General features: G+C 36.4%; 17 protein-coding genes and 1 other annotated feature. Of the genes, 4 read left to right on the top strand and 13 right to left on the bottom strand.

Going from position 1 to position 18471, the window contains the following annotated elements; translation table 11 throughout:
- Positions 1–85: 85 nt before the first annotated feature.
- Positions 86–1357: a bifunctional folylpolyglutamate synthase/dihydrofolate synthase gene (locus AC3G7N_RS05090; RefSeq protein WP_489421060.1), complete on the bottom strand. Its 1272-nt coding sequence runs from the start codon at positions 1355–1357 to the stop codon at positions 86–88.
- Positions 1358–1404: 47 nt separating this feature from the next.
- On the opposite strand from AC3G7N_RS05090, the gene AC3G7N_RS05085 reads away from it, so the two are divergent.
- Both AC3G7N_RS05085 and AC3G7N_RS05080 read left to right on the top strand, forming a co-directional pair.
- Complete coding sequence (locus AC3G7N_RS05085; RefSeq protein WP_489421059.1) at positions 1405–2334, top strand: ATP-grasp domain-containing protein; 930 nt, start codon at positions 1405–1407, stop codon at positions 2332–2334.
- A gap of 5 nt (positions 2335–2339) precedes the next feature.
- Entirely contained in the window at positions 2340–3197 is an 858-nt protein-coding gene (locus AC3G7N_RS05080; RefSeq protein ID WP_489421058.1) for an ATP-grasp domain-containing protein, read from the top strand.
- Positions 3198–3564: 367 nt separating this feature from the next.
- Here AC3G7N_RS05080 and AC3G7N_RS05075 read toward each other — a convergent pair whose 3' ends face one another.
- Complete coding sequence (locus tag AC3G7N_RS05075) at positions 3565–6210, bottom strand: valine--tRNA ligase (protein ID WP_489421057.1); 2646 nt, start codon at positions 6208–6210, stop codon at positions 3565–3567.
- Between the two features lie 53 nt (positions 6211–6263).
- Positions 6264–6485, bottom strand: a binding site (T-box leader).
- A 204-nt stretch (positions 6486–6689) separates the two neighbouring features.
- Here AC3G7N_RS05075 and AC3G7N_RS05070 point away from each other — a divergent pair.
- Positions 6690–6878, top strand: coding sequence for a YszA family small membrane protein (locus AC3G7N_RS05070; RefSeq protein WP_489421056.1), 189 nt, complete (start codon positions 6690–6692; stop codon positions 6876–6878).
- Here the strand turns inward: AC3G7N_RS05070 and AC3G7N_RS05065 are convergent.
- The 8 genes from AC3G7N_RS05065 to hemA form a co-directional block, all read right to left on the bottom strand.
- Positions 6875–7612, bottom strand: coding sequence for a hypothetical protein (locus tag AC3G7N_RS05065; RefSeq protein WP_489421055.1), 738 nt, complete (start codon positions 7610–7612; stop codon positions 6875–6877). The genes AC3G7N_RS05070 and AC3G7N_RS05065 overlap by 4 nt on opposite strands.
- 85 nt (positions 7613–7697) lie before the next feature.
- Positions 7698–8663: a LysM peptidoglycan-binding domain-containing protein gene (locus AC3G7N_RS05060; RefSeq protein ID WP_489421054.1), complete on the bottom strand. Its 966-nt coding sequence runs from the start codon at positions 8661–8663 to the stop codon at positions 7698–7700.
- A 170-nt stretch (positions 8664–8833) separates the two neighbouring features.
- Positions 8834–10123: a glutamate-1-semialdehyde 2,1-aminomutase gene (gene hemL / locus AC3G7N_RS05055; RefSeq protein ID WP_489421053.1), complete on the bottom strand. Its 1290-nt coding sequence runs from the start codon at positions 10121–10123 to the stop codon at positions 8834–8836.
- Positions 10124–10157: 34 nt separating this feature from the next.
- Positions 10158–11138 (bottom strand): porphobilinogen synthase, encoded by a 981-nt coding sequence (hemB, locus tag AC3G7N_RS05050; protein WP_489421052.1) that lies wholly within the window; start codon positions 11136–11138, stop codon positions 10158–10160.
- Between the two features lie 6 nt (positions 11139–11144).
- Positions 11145–11927, bottom strand: coding sequence for a uroporphyrinogen-III synthase (locus tag AC3G7N_RS05045; RefSeq protein WP_489421051.1), 783 nt, complete (start codon positions 11925–11927; stop codon positions 11145–11147).
- Complete coding sequence (gene hemC, locus AC3G7N_RS05040) at positions 11927–12856, bottom strand: hydroxymethylbilane synthase (RefSeq protein ID WP_489421050.1); 930 nt, start codon at positions 12854–12856, stop codon at positions 11927–11929. The genes AC3G7N_RS05045 and hemC overlap by 1 nt, the downstream gene beginning before the upstream one ends.
- A gap of 15 nt (positions 12857–12871) precedes the next feature.
- On the bottom strand, positions 12872–13690 hold the full coding sequence (ccsA, locus tag AC3G7N_RS05035) for a cytochrome c biogenesis protein CcsA (RefSeq protein WP_489421049.1): 819 nt from the start codon (positions 13688–13690) through the stop codon (positions 12872–12874).
- Positions 13691–13708: 18 nt separating this feature from the next.
- Positions 13709–15082, bottom strand: coding sequence for a glutamyl-tRNA reductase (gene hemA, locus AC3G7N_RS05030; RefSeq protein ID WP_489421048.1), 1374 nt, complete (start codon positions 15080–15082; stop codon positions 13709–13711).
- Positions 15083–15295: 213 nt separating this feature from the next.
- Between hemA and AC3G7N_RS05025 the strand changes: the two genes are divergently transcribed.
- Positions 15296–15778 (top strand): LiaI-LiaF-like domain-containing protein, encoded by a 483-nt coding sequence (locus tag AC3G7N_RS05025; RefSeq protein ID WP_489421047.1) that lies wholly within the window; start codon positions 15296–15298, stop codon positions 15776–15778.
- Positions 15779–15820: 42 nt separating this feature from the next.
- On the opposite strand, the gene AC3G7N_RS05020 is transcribed toward AC3G7N_RS05025, so the two are convergent.
- The 3 genes from AC3G7N_RS05020 to AC3G7N_RS05010 all read right to left on the bottom strand — a co-directional run bounded on the left by AC3G7N_RS05020 (position 15821) and on the right by AC3G7N_RS05010 (position 18128).
- Positions 15821–16561: an amino acid ABC transporter ATP-binding protein gene (locus AC3G7N_RS05020; RefSeq protein ID WP_489421046.1), complete on the bottom strand. Its 741-nt coding sequence runs from the start codon at positions 16559–16561 to the stop codon at positions 15821–15823.
- Between the two features lie 15 nt (positions 16562–16576).
- Positions 16577–17239 carry an amino acid ABC transporter permease gene (locus tag AC3G7N_RS05015; protein WP_489421045.1) on the bottom strand — a complete coding sequence of 221 codons (663 nt, stop codon included), beginning with the start codon at positions 17237–17239 and terminating at the stop codon, positions 16577–16579.
- 67 nt (positions 17240–17306) lie between these two features.
- Positions 17307–18128 carry a transporter substrate-binding domain-containing protein gene (locus tag AC3G7N_RS05010; RefSeq protein WP_489421044.1) on the bottom strand — a complete coding sequence of 274 codons (822 nt, stop codon included), beginning with the start codon at positions 18126–18128 and terminating at the stop codon, positions 17307–17309.
- Between the last annotated feature and the right edge of the window lie 343 nt (positions 18129–18471).

Genomic DNA, 18471 nt, shown 5'->3' with positions numbered 1-18471 from the left:
TCCCCCCTACCTAAAAACAACCAACTACAACTTTTTGCCTATTTTGTAAAAACTTTCTGATAATGTAATCTTACCATAATTTTTATTATTCCACCATAAAACTTCTAACTTTCGCTATAAAGTCTAACGATCCCGTAACATAGTAGCCTGTAGCTGACTTTGAAGAATTTAGTGTTGTTTTAATAATCTCTTGCCAACTTTCTACTACAACAATATTTCTATTATTTACGTATCTAGAGAGTTCTGAGATAGGTGCTGCTCTTGGATGGTCGAAGGTTGTTAACGTGATGGTTTCAAATTGTGCTTGAAGCAGTTTTACCATTTCAGGTATATCCTTATCTTTAAATGCAGCAAAAATAACATGTTTGATATGGGCATGATTTACTGTTTTTACAGTATCAATAAACGCTTCGATACCAGCCTCATTATGGGCACCGTCAACAATAATTTGAGGTGTCTGATGAATTAGTTCAAAACGTCCAGGAACTTGTGTTTTCTCAATACCGCTTATAGCTAGATCAAGATCAATAAAATGTCCCATTTCTATTAATTTAACAATGGACATAATAGCAAGTGCTGCATTAATTTGTTGATGTCTTCCTGCCATTTGAAGACTGACATTCAGCTTATTATATAGTCGGTTTTTCCAGCTGAAATGTGTATAATAGGCCTCGGAAATTTGAAATTCTTGTCCATATCGTGATAAATTTGCGTAGACAGCACGCGCCTCACGTTCAATCACATCCATGGCTTCATTTGGCATTGGTCCAATAATAGCAGGTGTCTTGTACTTTATTATACCCGCCTTGTGAAAAGCAATTTTCCGAACGGTATCTCCTAAAAACACCATATGATCACGGCTAACATTTGTTATAATAGATAGCAATGGTAGAAAACAATTTGTTGTGTCTTCTCTACCGCCCATACCAGTTTCAATTAATGCAAGATCAACAGACTTTGCAAAGTATAGAAATGCCAGCACAGTTATTATTTCAAATTCTGTAGGATGATTATTCTTCTCATCTAATATGGCTATTACTGGATACATAACATTGAGCAGTTCTATAAACGTTTGTTCATCAATTGGGTTGTCATCGATAAACATATGATTCGTTAAGCCGTTTGAACTCGGAGAAACAAATACACCTACCTTATAATTATTTTGAATAAGAGCATTTTTTATGTAGTGTATAGTGGAACCCTTTCCATTTGTACCGGCAACATGAATGCTCTGGGTTTTTTTCTCGGGATGATCAAGCAATTGGAGCAGGGTATTAATTCGATCTAACCCAGGTTTAATACCAAATGATTTTCGATTATTAAAGTACGTTTCAACCTCCAAAAAATTGTTAAACATATCTTCACCACTGACTTTCGAATTATTTTCATTAAATTAGTATAGCATTGAATCAATTGATATTGAAGGGGATTAGTATTTTGAAAATGAATGGTTGGATTATCTATAATGGTTACTTACGTGGTAGCAAATTCCTCGATTTTGCCGAGTGGTTGCAAGGAGCAGCAAAACGAAAAGAAATTATTACCACAATATGGAAAAACAACGAACTTTTAGCTTATTTAGCTAATCAAAAGCCAACACTACTTTATGAAAAAAGTCACCAATTACCAGACTTTGTTATTTTCACCGACAAAGATATTTACTTAGCAAACCAATTAGAACAGATGGGTATTCGAGTTTATAATAGTGCCGATGCTATCCGCATTAGCGATGATAAAATATTAACGTATCAAGCTTTATCAGCACAGAATCTGCCAATACCAAAAACGATAATTGCTCCAAAGGTTTTTACAAATGATATTGATGGAGATGATGCTGTTTGCCAACATGCCATTCACACCTTGGGCTTACCTATGATACTGAAGGAAGCATTTGGTTCATTTGGTGAACAAGTATATTTAGTCCGTACGGAAATGGAACTGAAAGAGAAAGCAAAATCACTACAAGGGAAATCTTTTATTTTCCAGGAATTTATTGTTTCAAGCTATGGTAGAGATATGCGCTTACATGTTGTGGGAGATAAGGTAGTTGCTGCCATGGTACGGACGTCTTCAGATGACTTTCGGGCAAATGTGACAGCTGGTGGAACTATGAAGGCCTACGAGCCTGCAGACAAGGAAATCTCTATTGCTGTTGCAGCGACGAAAGCAATTGGTGCTGACTTTGCTGGAATAGATTTGCTATTTGGAACAGATGGCAATCCAATTATATGTGAGATAAATTCCAATGCACATATACGAAATATGTACGATTGTACAAATATAAATGTTGCTGATTATATCATTGACTATATAATTGGTATGCAAAAAGGATGACTCCAATGAAGAATCAAGGCTGGTTAATCTATAACCAACTGGATGCCGAGGACAATTCCTCTTATATAATCTGGTTTTTAGAAGAAGCTAAATTACAAGGTCTAGATCTCACGCTAGCTATTAGGGAAAACCTTACAATCGGTATTATCAATGATCAGCGCATTATCTTATCCAATAACAAGCCAATTACTCCACCAGATTTTGCTGTAATAAGAACGGTTGATACTTTCCTAAGTTTACATCTCGAGGGTATGGGAATTCGTGTGTTTAATTCATCATCTATCTCTCAAATCTGTAATAACAAAGAGTTGACTCATCATTATATACATGACCTAGGTATACCAATGGTAGATACTATTTTCATCAACCCATACCAATTACCTAACTCACAAACACTAGAATATCCTTTTGTTGTAAAAGATTCCAGCGGTCGGGGTGGAAAACAAGTTTTTCTTATAGAAAATGAGAAGGATTGGCAAGATTCCATGTCAATCCTATCTTCTCGGACTAGCATCATGCAAACCTGTAACGTTAAGTATGGAAAAGATCTACGCGTTTTTGTGGTAGGAAATGAAATTGTAGGGGCTGTTTTACGCGAAAACTCAAAGGATTTTCGAGCAAATTTCAAACTTGGTGGTTCAGCTACTGCATATCCTTTAGATAATGAGGAAATTAGATTAGTACAAACTATCGTTCAACACTTCCAATTTGATATGGTTGGTATCGACTTTTTATTTGGTAAGGACCAAAAGTTACTATTTAACGAAATAGAAGATGTAGTTGGCTCAAGGACGCTTAGCGCCGTAAGTGATATTAACCTTTTGCAAAAATATAGTGCTTACATTAGATCACAGTTATCGTAAGAAAATAAGGCTGTTTTCTAAAAGATTGTTGTTTTGCGACAAAATCAATAAACTACGATAGTGCGGCAACGCTTCAACTTCCTCGGAAACAAAAACCGCTTCATTGAAAAAGAAAAACACTTTTTCTGCGTGTGATTCCTCTTCAAGGACACTTTCCTTGTCCTGCGGGATCTTCAGCTATGTCTAGCTGCGGCGCCTCCGCTTTTCGGATGAGCGAGGAGGCTCAGCAGCCCACGGAAAGCATCGTATATTTCTGAAGCGGTATGTTATGAAACAATTTTTCGCAAGGATTAAATAGGAACAAAACTTACGTAAAGAGCCTAAGAAAAAAACGGAATTTCATCATTAAAATGAAATTCCGTTTTTATTAATTATTTAACTCCATTAAGCGAGCTTTTACTTTGGCATGTTTTTCTAGATAGTCCTGTTCTTTTTTCTTCTCTTCTGCTACAACTGCCTCTGGAGCTTTCTTAACAAACCCCTCATTTGCTAACTTCTTCTGTACCCTTTCGACTTCCTTATTCCATTTTTCTAATTCACTTTCTAATCTCGTACGTTCTTTTTCGATATCAATCAGACCTTCAAGTGGCAAAAATAATTCTATGCCAGTTACAACTGCTGACATGACTTTTTCTGGAACATCAACAACCGATGCAATTTCTAAATCACTCGTATTACAAAAGCGTTCAATATAGGTTCGATTGAATTCTAATTCCGTAACTGTTGTTGCATCTTCAGCCTGAACAAGGAGCTTTACTTGTTTAGACATTGGTGTATTTACTTCAGCACGTATGTTGCGTACTGATTTTATGATAGAAACAAGTCGTTCCATTTCTTTCATCGCTTGTTCATCATGCAAATCCTTCCGAACTTCAGGCCACTTAGCAACAGTAATGGATTCACCATAGTGTGGTAACTCTTGCCAAATTTCTTCTGTAATAAATGGCATGAATGGGTGTAACATACGCATTGTATTATCTAATACATAAGCGAGTACAGATTGCGTTGTTTTTTTCCTGAGCGCGTCCTCACTGTACAATGGAAGTTTAGCCATTTCGATATACCAATCACAAAAGTCATCCCAAATGAAATTATATAAATGACGACCTGCTTCACCAAACTCATATTTTGCTGTGTTTTTTGAAACCTGTTCAATGGTTTCATTTAATCGCGTCAAAATCCACTTGTCTGCAATAGATTTTTCACCTGATAAATCAATGTCTTCATAAGAAAAATTCTCCATGTTCATCAAACAAAAACGAGATGCATTCCATATTTTGTTGGCGAAGTTCCAGGTAGACTCAACCTTTTCCCAATAAAAGCGGAGGTCCTGTCCAGGTGATGAACCTGTCAATAAAAAGTAGCGCAGTGAATCTGCTCCATATTTGTCGATTACGTCCATTGGATCAACACCATTACCAAGTGACTTACTCATTTTCCTACCTTCCGCATCGCGAATTAACCCATGCATCACCACATCCTTAAATGGACGTTCTTCAGTAAATTCAAGTGATTGAAAGATCATTCGAGCTACCCAGAAGAAGATAATGTCATATCCTGTAACAAGCACATCGTTAGGAAAATGACGTTTAAAATCCTCAGCATCTTCATCAGGCCATCCCATTGTAGAAAAAGGCCATAATGCGGATGAAAACCATGTATCTAATACATCATTATCCTGTTCCCAGTTTTCTATATCAGCTGGTGCTTCTTTTCCAACGTAAACTTCATTTGTATCTTTATGGTACCATGCAGGGATTCGATGTCCCCACCAGAGCTGCCTTGAAATACACCAATCTCGAATATTATCCATCCAATGTAGATAGGTATTTTCAAATCGATCAGGCACGAAATTAACTTTTTCATCTTTTTTTTGCATTTCTACAGACGCGTCTGCGAGTGGTTGCATGTTAACAAACCATTGTGTAGATAAATATGGTTCAACAACAGCGTTACTACGTTCAGAATGACCAACTGTATGGGTATGATCTTCTATCTTGAAAAGCACACCAAGTTCTTTTAAATCATTAACGATTTGTTTGCGGCATTCAAAACGATCCAGTCCTTTGTATTTACCTGCAGTCTCGTTCATCGTACCGTCTTCATTCATAACTAGAACGCGTTCGAGCTTGTGGCGATTTCCAATTTCAAAATCGTTTGGATCATGTGCAGGTGTGATTTTAACTGCCCCTGAACCAAATTCCATGTCAACATAATCATCGGAAATAATTTCTAATTCTCTCCCAACGATAGGTAAGATAACTTTTTTACCTATTAAATGTTTGTAACGATCATCTTTTGGGTGTACTGCTACCGCAGTGTCACCAAGCATTGTTTCAGGACGCGTTGTAGCTATTTCAATAGACTCATCACTATCTTTAATTGGATATCTCAGGTGATAAAAGTGACCTTGAATTTCCTTGTGAATAACTTCTATATCTGAAAGTGCCGTTTTAGTCTTTGGATCCCAATTAATAATATATTCTCCACGATAAATTAAACCTTTGTTATATAGTGTAACAAAAACTTCACGTACAGCTTCTGATAATCCATCATCCATGGTAAAACGCTCACGGGAATAATCAAGTCCTAGCCCCAATTTTTCCCATTGTTTCCGAATATGGCTTGCATACTCTTCTTTCCATTCCCATACCTTATCAAGAAATTTTTCTCTCCCTAAATCATAACGAGATTGGCCTTGTTCTTTCAGTTTTGCCTCCACTTTAGCTTGGGTTGCAATTCCTGCATGGTCCATTCCTGGTAACCATAGCACATCGTATCCTTGCATGCGTTTCATTCTGGATATGGTATCTTGCATGGCGGTATCCCATGCATGACCCAAGTGTAACTTTCCTGTTACATTTGGAGGAGGTATTACAATTGTAAAAGGCTCCTTTTTTGTATCACCAGTCGCTTCAAAATATTTCCCATCAAGCCAAAATTGATAACGGTTCTTCTCAACGGACTGCGGATCATATTTAGAAGGCAGCGTACTTTTTGGTTTTTCTGACATGCTTAGTTCCTCCCTTGAACTGATTTTTTGCAATAAAAAAATCCCCTCATCCTATAAAGGACGAAAAGATTGCTTCCGTGGTACCACCTTTGTTTGCAAGCATAAAAAAGCCTGCACACTCATCACTTTTAACGAATTTCATCCGACTTCTTCTACTGTTTTCAAAGAAGTAGCATCATGGGCGACATTCCAAGTTAATAGACCTAGGAAATTCTCAGCTTCTGTTTCCCTCTCTTAAGGTATTATCCTGTACTCTTCCCATTCATAGCATTTTTATATAATGTTTGTTTATCTATATTACCTATTTATTCCTATAAAATCAAGTATTATTAACATATCTTGCACAAAAACACTATCCTTAAACATATTATAATAAAAATAATTATATATGTGCGTGTTCAAAAAGTCGCCGTATTAGTTCACCGTTTATCATTTGGTGACTTCTTGAACATCCTCTATATATGAAGGGCGTGATAAATATGGCACGATATTATCGGTACAAGATTCCACCTTGGGCAAGACACTGTATTTTTGTTATGGAAAAAGTCACGTTGCCAATTCTCATCTTTCAACTCATGCGGACATTGTTTTTTCCAACGACATTTGATGTGTTCCTGTTAGGTATAATAATCGGTATTTTTATTGCTTTTTACCTAGAATGGATTTAATCCGTATCATCTTTTTCTATAATTAGATTTTTTCTGGACCAACTCAACATTTGAAGTAGAAAGCGGTGCGTTTGCTTAATTAAGATCACGTGTTCTATCATAGATTTTTTAGTAGTTTTAGTTGCATAATCCTCTACCGCTTGAAAATAGTCGGTAGGGTCTAACAAATATAATCCAAGCAAATACATTTCAATTTGCTCTAACTGATTCGCTTTCAAATAGAGAGAGAAATACTCTGTTAGTCTTGTATCCTCCCATTCAAAATAAGTTGCTTGGCATTTAATCATTGACATCACATCCATTACAGCATTACCATGAAAAAATTGTTCATGACTGTTTTGATATAAATGTCTTTTCACTAACAAATGTTTCATATTTTTATATCCATAACACCGAGAGTACTTCCACTCGTTAATTTGTGAAAGTTCATCATTAAATTGTTCAATACGGTTTACCAGCTCATTATATAGATAATCAATATTACGATATTGGGTACACACCAATAGTTCAACAGGTGACATATACCTTTTTTGTTCAAATTCATCGATGTATTGATCAAAACGCTCACGTAATTGGATACATTTTTCATGATATTGCTTAAAGTCTTTTTGTACTTTTTCTTTATCAATTGAAATAGTTTGTAATGTACTGTTATGAACATACCCGACTTTTTGAAATATATCAGGTAATGTCAACTGTTCTCCATATGTATTTATATGCTTATCATTATCCATAGAACTCCCCACATTCGAAACCACTCAGTCCCCTTGCCACAAAAACAAGGGGATAGGTGATTATTGTTTGACTAACTTGCTTTACTTACTTGCTTTGATTTATGGGAATATAGAGTAACTGTCCTTCACTTATGGTTTCATCTTCTAAATTATTTTGTTTGTAAATGTTAAGTGGATTGATTTTATACCTTTGTGCAATTGTGTCAATCGTATCATTATCCTGAACAATACATAATTTCATTTTCGAGTAATTTTCCTCGTCTTGTCTAAACATATTTGATAGATAGTCTATCTTCTCCCCACTAGTTTGTTCTTCTTCAGTATCTTCGGATGATTTAACAGATGGAGTAGGGGATCGATCCGACTCATCCTCGACCAATTCTTCATCATCAAAATCATCTGCTGCCAAATACGGTTCACGAGTGTATGTTTGCTGCGGCTGCGGTTCCACTTTTTCTTCGTTACCTTCTTCAACCTGCTGCTTTATATCAAAACGAAACGTATCTTCTTTTTCTGAAGAAATAACTTCCTCTGGAGAGACAATCTCTTCTGAAGGAAGAACTTCCTCCTCCACCCTATCTTCAACTTGCACTTCCTCCGTTGATTCGACTATATCATTTATACCATTTATAGCAATTATCGATGTCAATCTAAGCTGATTTTGATCAGGTATTTCATAATCAAAGAAATCAATAGATACTGTAACATCATTCATATCATTTACACGGTAAGTAGGAACTGAAATCTCTACAGGAAAACGATGAGAAAAAGATGCTTCTCCGCGCTCAGCTTCAACTACCTGTTCTACATAACGTCGAGTAGAATAATCATCCAAGTCATAGAAATTGTCTTCTCTTGCTTCACCTTCACCTACTCTCTGATATTCCCCATTTAATTCAATAACACCCCTAATGGAAATATAATCATTAAATGGTTGAATGGATATTTCGGGTTCAAGGGATATACCAAGAATTTCTGCAACCCCCTGTCCTCGTTCAAAATATAAGGATTCATTCAACTCAAAACTAAACACCGCATTTTCTTGTGACAAATTACTTCCTCCTTCCTAACACTTAAAAATAATCATATGTTTTATATCACTATATGAAACAAATAGAGATTATATGATTTTTTACACGTAAGGAAAGTATAAAAGTTTTAAGGAAACGTCGGTATAAGAAAAACATGCTACCGATTGTATCGATAGCATGTTTGGTATTTCTATTTATTTATCGCAGAAAACGCATTTCTTATTGCCTTAATTGTATTTTCTATATCTTCATCTGTATGGGCTGTTGAAAGGAATAGTCCTTCAAATTGGGATGGTGGAAGAAAGACACCCTCCTCAATCATGGCCCGGTAATACTGTGCGAAATAATCCAGATTTGATTGTTTTGCACATTCGAAATTATCTACAGGTTCATTGGTGAAAAATACACCCACCATTGAACCAGCACGGTTTATATACAACGGAATATCATAATCAATAGCAGCTTGTTTGAATCCTTCTACTAACGCATCAACTTTTTCATTCAATTCTGTATAGGATTCTCTTGTTAATGCTTTCAATGTTTCATACCCAGCGACCATCGCAAGTGGGTTACCAGACAATGTTCCAGCTTGATAGATCGGGCCAGCAGGAGCCACTTTCTCCATGATTTCACGTTTTCCACCATAAGCACCTACAGGAAGTCCACCACCTATTACCTTACCTAAACATGTTAAATCAGGCGTAACACCAAAAAAGCCTTGTGCACAGTCATAATCAACACGAAAGCCTGTCATTACTTCATCAAAAATAAGGACGGTTCCATGATCATTTGTGATCGTACGCAGTTCTTGTAAAAAGTCATTTTTCGGAGGAACAACTCCCATATTCCCAGACACAGGTTCAACAATAACAGCTGCAATTTCACTACCAAAGTTAGCAAATGCAAGACGCAGACTTTCTATGTCATTGTATGGGACTGTAATGGTATTTTCAGCAATCGATGCAGGTACTCCTGGACTATCCGGTAAACCTAACGTTGCCACCCCTGAGCCTGCCTTGATTAACAATGAATCTCCGTGTCCATGATAGTTTCCTTCAAATTTTAAAATTTTGTCACGACCTGTATATCCTCTAGCAACACGCAACGCACTCATGGTTGCTTCCGTACCGGAGTTAACCATACGTACCATTTCGATCGATGGCACACGATCAATGACAAGCTGGGCTAGTTTATTCTCAATTAATGTTGGTGCACCAAAGCTCGTACCTTTTTCTGCTGTTTCCTTAAGTTTTTCAATAACACGATCATCTGCATGACCGTGAATTAAAGGTCCCCAGCTCAATACGTAGTCAATATATTCATTACCATCTATATCATTAATTTTGGAACCTTTACCTGATTCCATAAAAATAGGTGACATTCCAACAGACTTGAAAGCACGAACTGGTGAATTAACACCACCTGGCATTAAATCTACTGCCTCTTTATAGGCATCACTTGATTTGTCAAATTGTTTCATGCGTATTCACCTCGTTAATATAATTTGAAACTAATTATTCACTTAACCATCTAGCAACATCTTTTGCAAAATACGTTATGATTAAATCTGCTCCTGCACGTTTCATTGATGTAAGCTTTTCCATAACTAACAATTTTTCATCAATCCATCCATTCATTGCCGCTGCTTTTACCATCGCATACTCACCACTTACATTGTAAGCAACGACTGGAGCATTAAAGCTATCCTTGATATCTCGAACGATGTCCAGGTAAGACAATGCTGGTTTTACAATAAGAAAGTCTGCACCCTCTTCTATATCTGATTCTGCCTCACGGATTGCTTCCAGACGATTTGCAGGATCCATTTGATAGGATTTCCGATCACCGAATTGTGGTGTACTGTCAGCTGCTTCTCGAAATGGACCATAAAATGCTGAAGAATACTTAACTGCATACGACATAATAGGTATCGACGTAAAGCCAGCTTCATCTAAAGCAGTTCGAATTGCGATGACAAAACCATCCATCATATTAGATGGTGCAATAATGTCAGCACCTGCTTCCACTTGTGATACAGCTGTTTTAGCCAATAATTCAAGTGATTCATCATTGTCAACATCACCATCATGAATGACACCACAGTGACCATGTGATGTAAATTCACATAGGCATGTATCAGCTATAACGAGTAATCCCGGTACTTCTTTCTTAATAAGACGGATCGCCTGTTGCACAATGCCATCATTAACATATGCCCCAGTACCCACCTCATCTTTATCGTTTGGTACACCAAATACTATAACAGAAGGGATTCCTAAGTTATAGACTTCCTTCATTTCGTCAACAATGTTGTCCAGTGAAAGTTGAAAAACACCGGGCATAGAAGATACTTCGTTACGAACACCTTCCCCCTCAATGACAAAGAAAGGGTATATTAAATCCTCTTTTCGTAGATGATTCTCTCGAACGATTGACCGCATAGTGGATGAAGTCCGCAGTCGACGATGACGTTTAAAGTCTAAATTACGAGTCATTGCTATCTATCCTCTCTCTTTTATGTAACGGACAATTCTGTCTACCATTCCTCGGGTTGTAAACTGTTCGGGTGTCAATGTTTGAGCAAACTTAAATTTACTGGCGCATCTTTCAGTTGTTGATCCGATGCACACACAAGGTGTTTTTTGTATACGTGGTAAGTGTTTATCTTTGTCAACCACCTCGATAAACGCTTCCACAGATGACGGGCTTGTAAACGTAATAAAATCTGGATATTTTTTATTTAAATACTTCTTTAATACAGATTTGTTACCACTATTAGTGCTTGTTTCATAGGTTACAATTTCATCAAAGGCAACGTCACTTCTCGTAAAGGCTTCTTGCAGTACCGCACGGGATTTATTTCCTTTAACTATTAACAAGGGACCATTAATTGTAGCCTGTTGTAAGAATTCAGTTGCCATTACTTCTGCATTGTATACGGATGGAAGAAAAGTTACGGTCATCCCATATTCAAGTAAAACCTTCTCTGTCTTATGACCAACTACTGCAAATTGAGCAGAATTAAGTTTATTTAAAGGAATTTGGTACTCTTTTATCCATTTAAAAAAACAGTGAACACCATTTGCACTGGTGAACAAAATCCATTGATAACTTGCTAAACGATCAAGTAAATAGGTTTCCCCAATGTAATTCTTACATGTAACTTTTATAAGTGGTATTTCGATAGGAACACCACCTAATTCTTCAACTAAATCAGCAAAAGATTGTGATTGACTTTTTTCCCTCGTAATCAAAATCTCTTTTCCTTGTAGTGGCTTTAACATTATTCATTAAGCTCTTCTTTTACTTCATCCACTATATCTTTTGCACCACGAGCAATTAAGTTTGCAGCAGCTTCTTTTCCAACTGCAACAGGGTCGTTCCCTCTAATTGTGTCTTTTAATATAATTGTTCCATCTGCACTTGAAACGAGTGCGGTTAAAACAACCTCATCTTTTTCTAAATACGCATATCCGGCAATTGGTACTTGACAGCTACCCTCTAGAAGTTTAAGAAACGTGCGTTCTGCAGTAACTGTTCTAGTCGTATACTCATTATTTATTTTTGCGAGCATTTCTTTTACTTCATCGTCATCCGTACGGCATTCTATAGCAAGTGCACCTTGCCCGACAGCAGGTAAACATACCTCCGGATCCAAGAAGTCAGTAATGATATCTTCATTCCAACCGACACGTTGCATTCCAGCAACTGCTAAAATAATAGCATCGTAAGCTTCCTCCTGAAGTTTGCGTAAACGCGTTTCTATGTTTCCCCGTACTGATTTGATAGTTACATCCGGACGCTGTGCTAACACTTGAGCAGCACGTCTTAAACTACTGGTTCCAACTATAGCACCTTTAGGTAAATCAGTTAATCTTACGTGGCCTTTTGCAATATAGGCATCACGGTGATCAGCTCGTTCTGGAATACACGCAATGGATAGTCCTTCAGGCATGTCAGAAGGCATGTCTTTCATACTATGCACGGCAAAATCAATCTCTTTATCATACATGGCTTGTTCAATCTCTTTTACAAACAGCCCTTTACCCCCAACCTTTGATAACGTTACATCAAGGATTTTATCACCTTTTGTCACAATCTTCTTTGTTTCAAATTCATACGGAACACCAGCTTTTTTCAATTCGTTAATAACCCAATTGGTTTGTGTTAAAGCAAGATTACTTTTCCTAGTTCCAACAATGATTTTACGCATGGTCTTGTCTCCTCCTTAAAAGTGAAAATTAGATAATAAACTAAATAGCAAAAAGTTAATAAGTAAGATTAAAAAAGCTGCAGTGTTATAAATCGCAATTGATTTCCCTTGATACCCTTTTACCATTCGTAGCAGTAAATAAAGGGCATATACTCCCAGTACAAATATAGAACCGAATGTCTTTAAATCGAACCAATAAAACTCGGCATTAGCAACATATGCCCAGACAACTCCAAGGATAATACCTAGTAATAATAATGGTACACCAAGCGTTATAGCAATAAATGAATAACGATCAAGCTGTTTTAAATCACCTAACCTCCACATCCATTTCATGCCCTGTTTATTTTTTAATAATCGATATTGAACCAAGTACATAATCGAAAGCAAGAAGGAGAGTGTGAAAAAGCCATAGGAAACAATGGACAGTGTAATATGCGTAATGAGTATTTCATTCACAAGTTGCACGCCGTGTTCTAATCCTTCCTGCTGAGCTTCTGTTAATATATACATTAGTAAAATAAAGAAACCGAATAAATTTGTAAAAAAGACGATAAAGTGTATAGAAAATATCCGATTAATCAGTAATGAAAATGTGACCAGTACCCAGGAATAAAAAAAGAGACCATCATATAAAGATAAAACTGGAAAACTGTTCTCTAAGAATGCTTGTTTAAATAAAAAAAAGCTTTGAATAATCCAAACCATACTAAGTAACCAGAAGGCAATCCGATTAGCCTTCTGGTTACTTTGAATAAAATCAATGAAGTATCCGATCAAACTTAAGCCATAAATGATTAGAATAATTTCATAGAGCCATCTTGATTCAAACATATTTATTATCCTTTCATCTTAATTAGTTGATAATTTTTCTACTAAAGGAAAGGATACTTTCTGATCTGATTTTGCATCGATGCTTACACTGTTTTTTTTAGATTGCTTGTCCATTTCTTCTTGTACTTCTTCTTTAATGCCAAATATATCCATGAACAATGCTAGTTTTTCATCAGAGTCTTTTCCAGCCGCAAGCTCTTTAGCTTGTGTAACTGGTTCTTTTAACAATTGATTAATAATGCTTTTTGTGTGTTTACTTAAAACTTTCTTTTCTCTAACAGTTAACTCAGGCATTTTTCGCTCGATGCTTTCCATCGTTTCCGCTTGAATGGACATTGCTTTTTGCCTTAGGGCAGAAATAACTGGTACCACACCAAGGGTCTGTAACCAAGCTTTAAATGTAACAATTTCAGCTTCTAGCATGATTTCGATTTTTTCAGCAGCTTGTTTTCTCGAATGGAGATTTTGATCTACTATATGTTGTAAATCATCGATGTCGTATAGAAAAATACTATCTAACTTGCTGATTGCAGGATCAATGTCTCTCGGTACTGCTATGTCAACTAAGAAAAGCGGACTGCCTTTACGTTTTTTCTGTAGCGGTTCAAGCATTTCTTTCGTAATCACAACAGAATCTGAACCAGTTGAGCTAATTAAAATATCCGCATCTTGCATTACTTCAACAAGGTTTTCTGAATGTTCCGCATTAGCATCAAACTTTTCTGCTAGTTCAACCGCCTTTTCAAATGTACGATTAATCATCGTTATTTTCGTTGCACCAGACCCATGAAGGTTCTTAACTGCTAATTCGCCCATTTTCCCAGCACCAAAAATGACAATGTGTTTATTTTGTAAATCACCAAATATTTTTTTTGCTAACTCTACTGCTGCATAACTAATAGACACAGCATGTTCACTTATAGCTGTATCTTTGTGTGCTTTCTTAGCAAATGTTATTGCTTGCTTAAATAGCTCATTAAAAATGGTTCCTGTCGTTTTCATTTTTTGAGCAGTTAAAAATGCTTGTTTTACCTGTCCAAGTATTTGCGTTTCACCTAATACCATAGAATCAAGGCCAGCGGACACTCTAAACAAATGTTCTACTGCACCATCGCTTTCTGCAATTCGCAAATAAGAAGAAAACTCCTCTTTATCAAGCTGAAACCATTCTGCCAAAAATTGTTTTATATAATAGCGTCCAGTATGAATTTGATCAACCACCGCATATATTTCAGTGCGGTTACATGTAGAAACAATTACATTCTCTAAAATGCTCTTTTGTGTTTTCAAAAGCAACATCGCATTATCAATGTCTTGCTCAGAAAATGTTAGTTTTTCTCTGATTTCTACTGGGGCTGATTTATAGTTAAATCCTACTTTTAGTATGTGCAACACGATCTACCCCCAACAAATCTTAAACAAAATTCTTCTTTTATTATAACATAAAAAATAAGTAGTATTTTTGATGAAATGTGAACAGATTTCGAATCCGTTATGATAAAATTATTACTATAAAATAGTTGATAATGAACTCGTAAGTACTTTATCATAACAGTATGCTATAAGCAAGAAATCAACTTGTAACATATACAGAAAGGAATACTTATGAAAAAACAACACGCTTTCGCAGGATATTTGTTGATTGGATTTGGATTATACTTTCTCCTTAGTAAACTTAGGCTTCCAATATTCACAGACTTTTATTCCTGGCCTACTCTTTTTATTATTATCGGACTTGCTTTCCTTATACATAGCTACAAAACAAAAGACTATCAAAATTTATTTAGTGGCACTATAATTTTGGGACTCGGAGTCCACTATCACGGTGTGAATCACTATTCTTTTTGGATCGACCACTGGGGAGTTTATTTGCTTATTGTAGGCATTGCCTTTATCGTGCGATTTCTTAAAACAAAAGAAAGATTATTCCCTGGACTTCTTCTTATTAGTTTATCACTAATTGTAATCTTTTCCGTAAATTTACCACCATATCTAAACTGGGTTTATCAATTTTTAGAACTAATCGAGCAATTTTGGCCAGTAGCTTTAATTGGTATAGGAATATTTTTTCTAAAACGTAAAAAATAAAAAAGAACGCTGCTTCATAAAAATGTAGCAGCGTTCTTTGCTTTATAAAATGGAACTTAAAAATGCTTGTGTGCGTTCTTCTTTTGGATTATCAAATAATTCGTTCGGAACTCCACGTTCCACGATTTTACCATCATGCATATAAACAACCCGATCGCCAACTTCACGTGCAAATCCCATTTCGTGTGTTACAACTACCATCGTCATTCCTTCTTCAGCAAGCTCTTTCATGGTTGATAGTACCTCACCGACTAATTCAGGATCAAGTGCTGATGTTGGTTCATCAAAAAGCATCACTTCCGGTTTCATAGCCAAAGCACGTGCAATAGCAACGCGTTGTTTTTGTCCGCCTGACAATGTTGATGGATACACATCGTATTTGTCACCTAGTCCTACCTTGTCCAATAGTTCCTTACCATCTTTTATTGCTTGTTCCTTTTTTATGCCTTTCACTTGTGTTGGTGCTTCGATCACGTTTCCTAATACCGTTTTATGTGGGAAAAGGTTGAAATGTTGAAATACCATTCCTACACGTTCACGAATTTTATTTAGATCATGTGTTTCTTTTTCAATTTGTTCGCCCTCAATGATAACTTTTCCGCTATTTTTCATCTCAAGGAAATTTAAGCAACGCAATAAAGTACTCTTCCCTGATCCACTTGCTCCAATCAGCACTACAACATCGCTTTCTTTCACTGTCATGTCAATATCTTTTAATACGTGTAAATCTCCAAATGATTTGTTTAACTTCTCAACTTTTATCATTTCCTGTTTCTCGCTCATGCTAAACCCCCTCCGTTAATCACTTTTAGCCAATTTTTTCTCAAGTTTATTAACAATTAAAGTAAGTATTAGTACGATAAATAAGTAATAAACTGCTACGGTTATATAGTATGGTAGATAATCAAAATTGTTGGATCCTTGCGTACTGGCGACACCAAACAATTCCTGCATACCTATAAATGATACGAGTGAGGAGTCCTTGATTCCAATAATGAACTGGTTACCAAGAGATGGGACTGCACGACGAAATGCCTGAGGTAAAATAATTCTTCGCATAGTCAGTCCTTGAGTCATCCCAAGCGTACGCCCAGCTTCTCTTTGTCCCTTATCTATTGACTGGATTGAACCACGTATTATTTCGGCTATATAAGCCCCGCTATGAAAGGCAAGCCCTGCTGTTCCAGCCCAAAATGGAGAAAGAAGTATGATTTCCGCCAAACCATAATAGAGGACGAATATTTGAACAATCAGTGGTGTACCTCGCACAATCCAAATGTACGCGTCAGCAATCCATTCCAAGATTTTTATATTAGAAATTTTAAAGATAGCAAAAATTAACCCAATGATAAAGGCAATCACTAACGAAGCTGCTGATAATAAAAAGGTTAGCTTAAGACCCTCAACAAACAGATCAAAACTACCTATAAACACCTCGAAAAAATGCGTAATAGCTTCCATACGATTCAACTCCTTTTAAAGACAAATGTGCGCAATCTCTGCGCACATTTGCATCATTTCTATTTAATTACTTAGCTTCTTCAGGCTTCACGGTGATATCTACACCAACCCATTCCATTGCTAATTCCTTTAACTTACCACTTTCTTTTAATTCCTTTAATGCTTGATTAATTGCTTCTTGTAATTTATCTTTATCTTTTGGAACCGCCACAGCCTGCTCACTGACACCTAATTGTCCACGACTTTCAATTTCTAAGCCGTTATCAATTGCAGTTTGACCAGTAATTTTATCTGTGATCACCGCATCATGATGACCTTTTGAAAGTGATTGAAGTGCTACAACATCACTGTCTACTTGTGGAATATTTTCTGTATATTCCTGTGCAAGTGCTACATAAGTAGATCCCCTTGATACAGAAATCTCTTTACCATTTAGATCTTCAGCTGATTCAATATCACTATCAGGTCTTGTGTAAATTACAGGACCAGAATAATAATATGGCTCAGAGAAATCAACTTCCTTTAACCGATCTTCAGTGATTGTGTGACTCGCTACAGCTATATCATACCGACCTTGTTTTACCCCAGTTACGATAGCTGCAAACTTAGCCTTTTGCTGCACAGCCTCAAGTCCTAGCTTATCTGCAATCGCTTCTGCAACTGCAATGTCATAACCGACCATCTTTCCATCTTCCATAAAGCTAAACGGTTTGAATTCACCAGACGCTGCAAAAGTTAGTTTTCCATCCTCTACCAAGTCAAACTCTTGGCTATCTCCTGATGCATTTCCATCACTATCTCCACCCGAGTCAGCATCTTCATCTGATCCACATGCAGCTAGTACAAAAGCCAACAGTGCAATAATAAACAAAATATTCAGTTTTTTCATAACCCAACCACCCTTTCTCTGTTTATTAGTCCAAATGCTTCTGTGTATGTACTTTTCTCTCTTTAAGAACTAATAAACTTTATTATAGCAAGTTAACAGACAATATACGAATTGCTTACAATACCATATTTCTGACTATTTGTACAAATTTAATATTCTCATGCATATACCTATCCATTCCTTACAAATGCCCAAAAATCCACCAATTTGCTTTATTAATCGAATATAAATTCTGAATAGTTCTAAATAAAAATGCTTCGAAGAGTTCTTAAACAACCTCTTTGAAGCACGTTGATATCCGGGTTTGAGACGAGTAAAACCCATGCTTAAAAATTCCCAAACG

Source organism: Virgibacillus carmonensis (assembly GCF_057836705.1).
This window is presented reverse-complemented; position numbering and strand designations above follow the sequence as displayed.

Bases quoted from the DNA above. Each gene is read 5' to 3' on its own strand.
- hemB (WP_489421052.1), bottom strand. From the start codon at position 11,138: ATGACTCGTAATTTAGACTTTAAACGTCATCGTCGACTGCGGACTTCA.
- AC3G7N_RS05065 (WP_489421055.1), bottom strand. From the start codon at position 7,612: ATGGATAATGATAAGCATATAAATACATATGGAGAACAGTTGACATTA.
- hemC (WP_489421050.1), bottom strand. From the start codon at position 12,856: ATGCGTAAAATCATTGTTGGAACTAGGAAAAGTAATCTTGCTTTAACA.
- ccsA (WP_489421049.1), bottom strand. From the start codon at position 13,690: ATGTTTGAATCAAGATGGCTCTATGAAATTATTCTAATCATTTATGGC.
- AC3G7N_RS05010 (WP_489421044.1), bottom strand. From the start codon at position 18,128: ATGAAAAAACTGAATATTTTGTTTATTATTGCACTGTTGGCTTTTGTA.
- AC3G7N_RS05015 (WP_489421045.1), bottom strand. From the start codon at position 17,239: ATGGAAGCTATTACGCATTTTTTCGAGGTGTTTATAGGTAGTTTTGAT.
- AC3G7N_RS05075 (WP_489421057.1), bottom strand. From the start codon at position 6,210: ATGTCAGAAAAACCAAAAAGTACGCTGCCTTCTAAATATGATCCGCAG.
- AC3G7N_RS05045 (WP_489421051.1), bottom strand. From the start codon at position 11,927: ATGTTAAAGCCACTACAAGGAAAAGAGATTTTGATTACGAGGGAAAAA.
- hemL (WP_489421053.1), bottom strand. From the start codon at position 10,123: ATGAAACAATTTGACAAATCAAGTGATGCCTATAAAGAGGCAGTAGAT.
- AC3G7N_RS05070 (WP_489421056.1), top strand. From the start codon at position 6,690: ATGGCACGATATTATCGGTACAAGATTCCACCTTGGGCAAGACACTGT.
- AC3G7N_RS05020 (WP_489421046.1), bottom strand. From the start codon at position 16,561: ATGAGCGAGAAACAGGAAATGATAAAAGTTGAGAAGTTAAACAAATCA.
- AC3G7N_RS05025 (WP_489421047.1), top strand. From the start codon at position 15,296: ATGAAAAAACAACACGCTTTCGCAGGATATTTGTTGATTGGATTTGGA.
- AC3G7N_RS05090 (WP_489421060.1), bottom strand. From the start codon at position 1,357: ATGTTTAACAATTTTTTGGAGGTTGAAACGTACTTTAATAATCGAAAA.
- AC3G7N_RS05080 (WP_489421058.1), top strand. From the start codon at position 2,340: ATGAAGAATCAAGGCTGGTTAATCTATAACCAACTGGATGCCGAGGAC.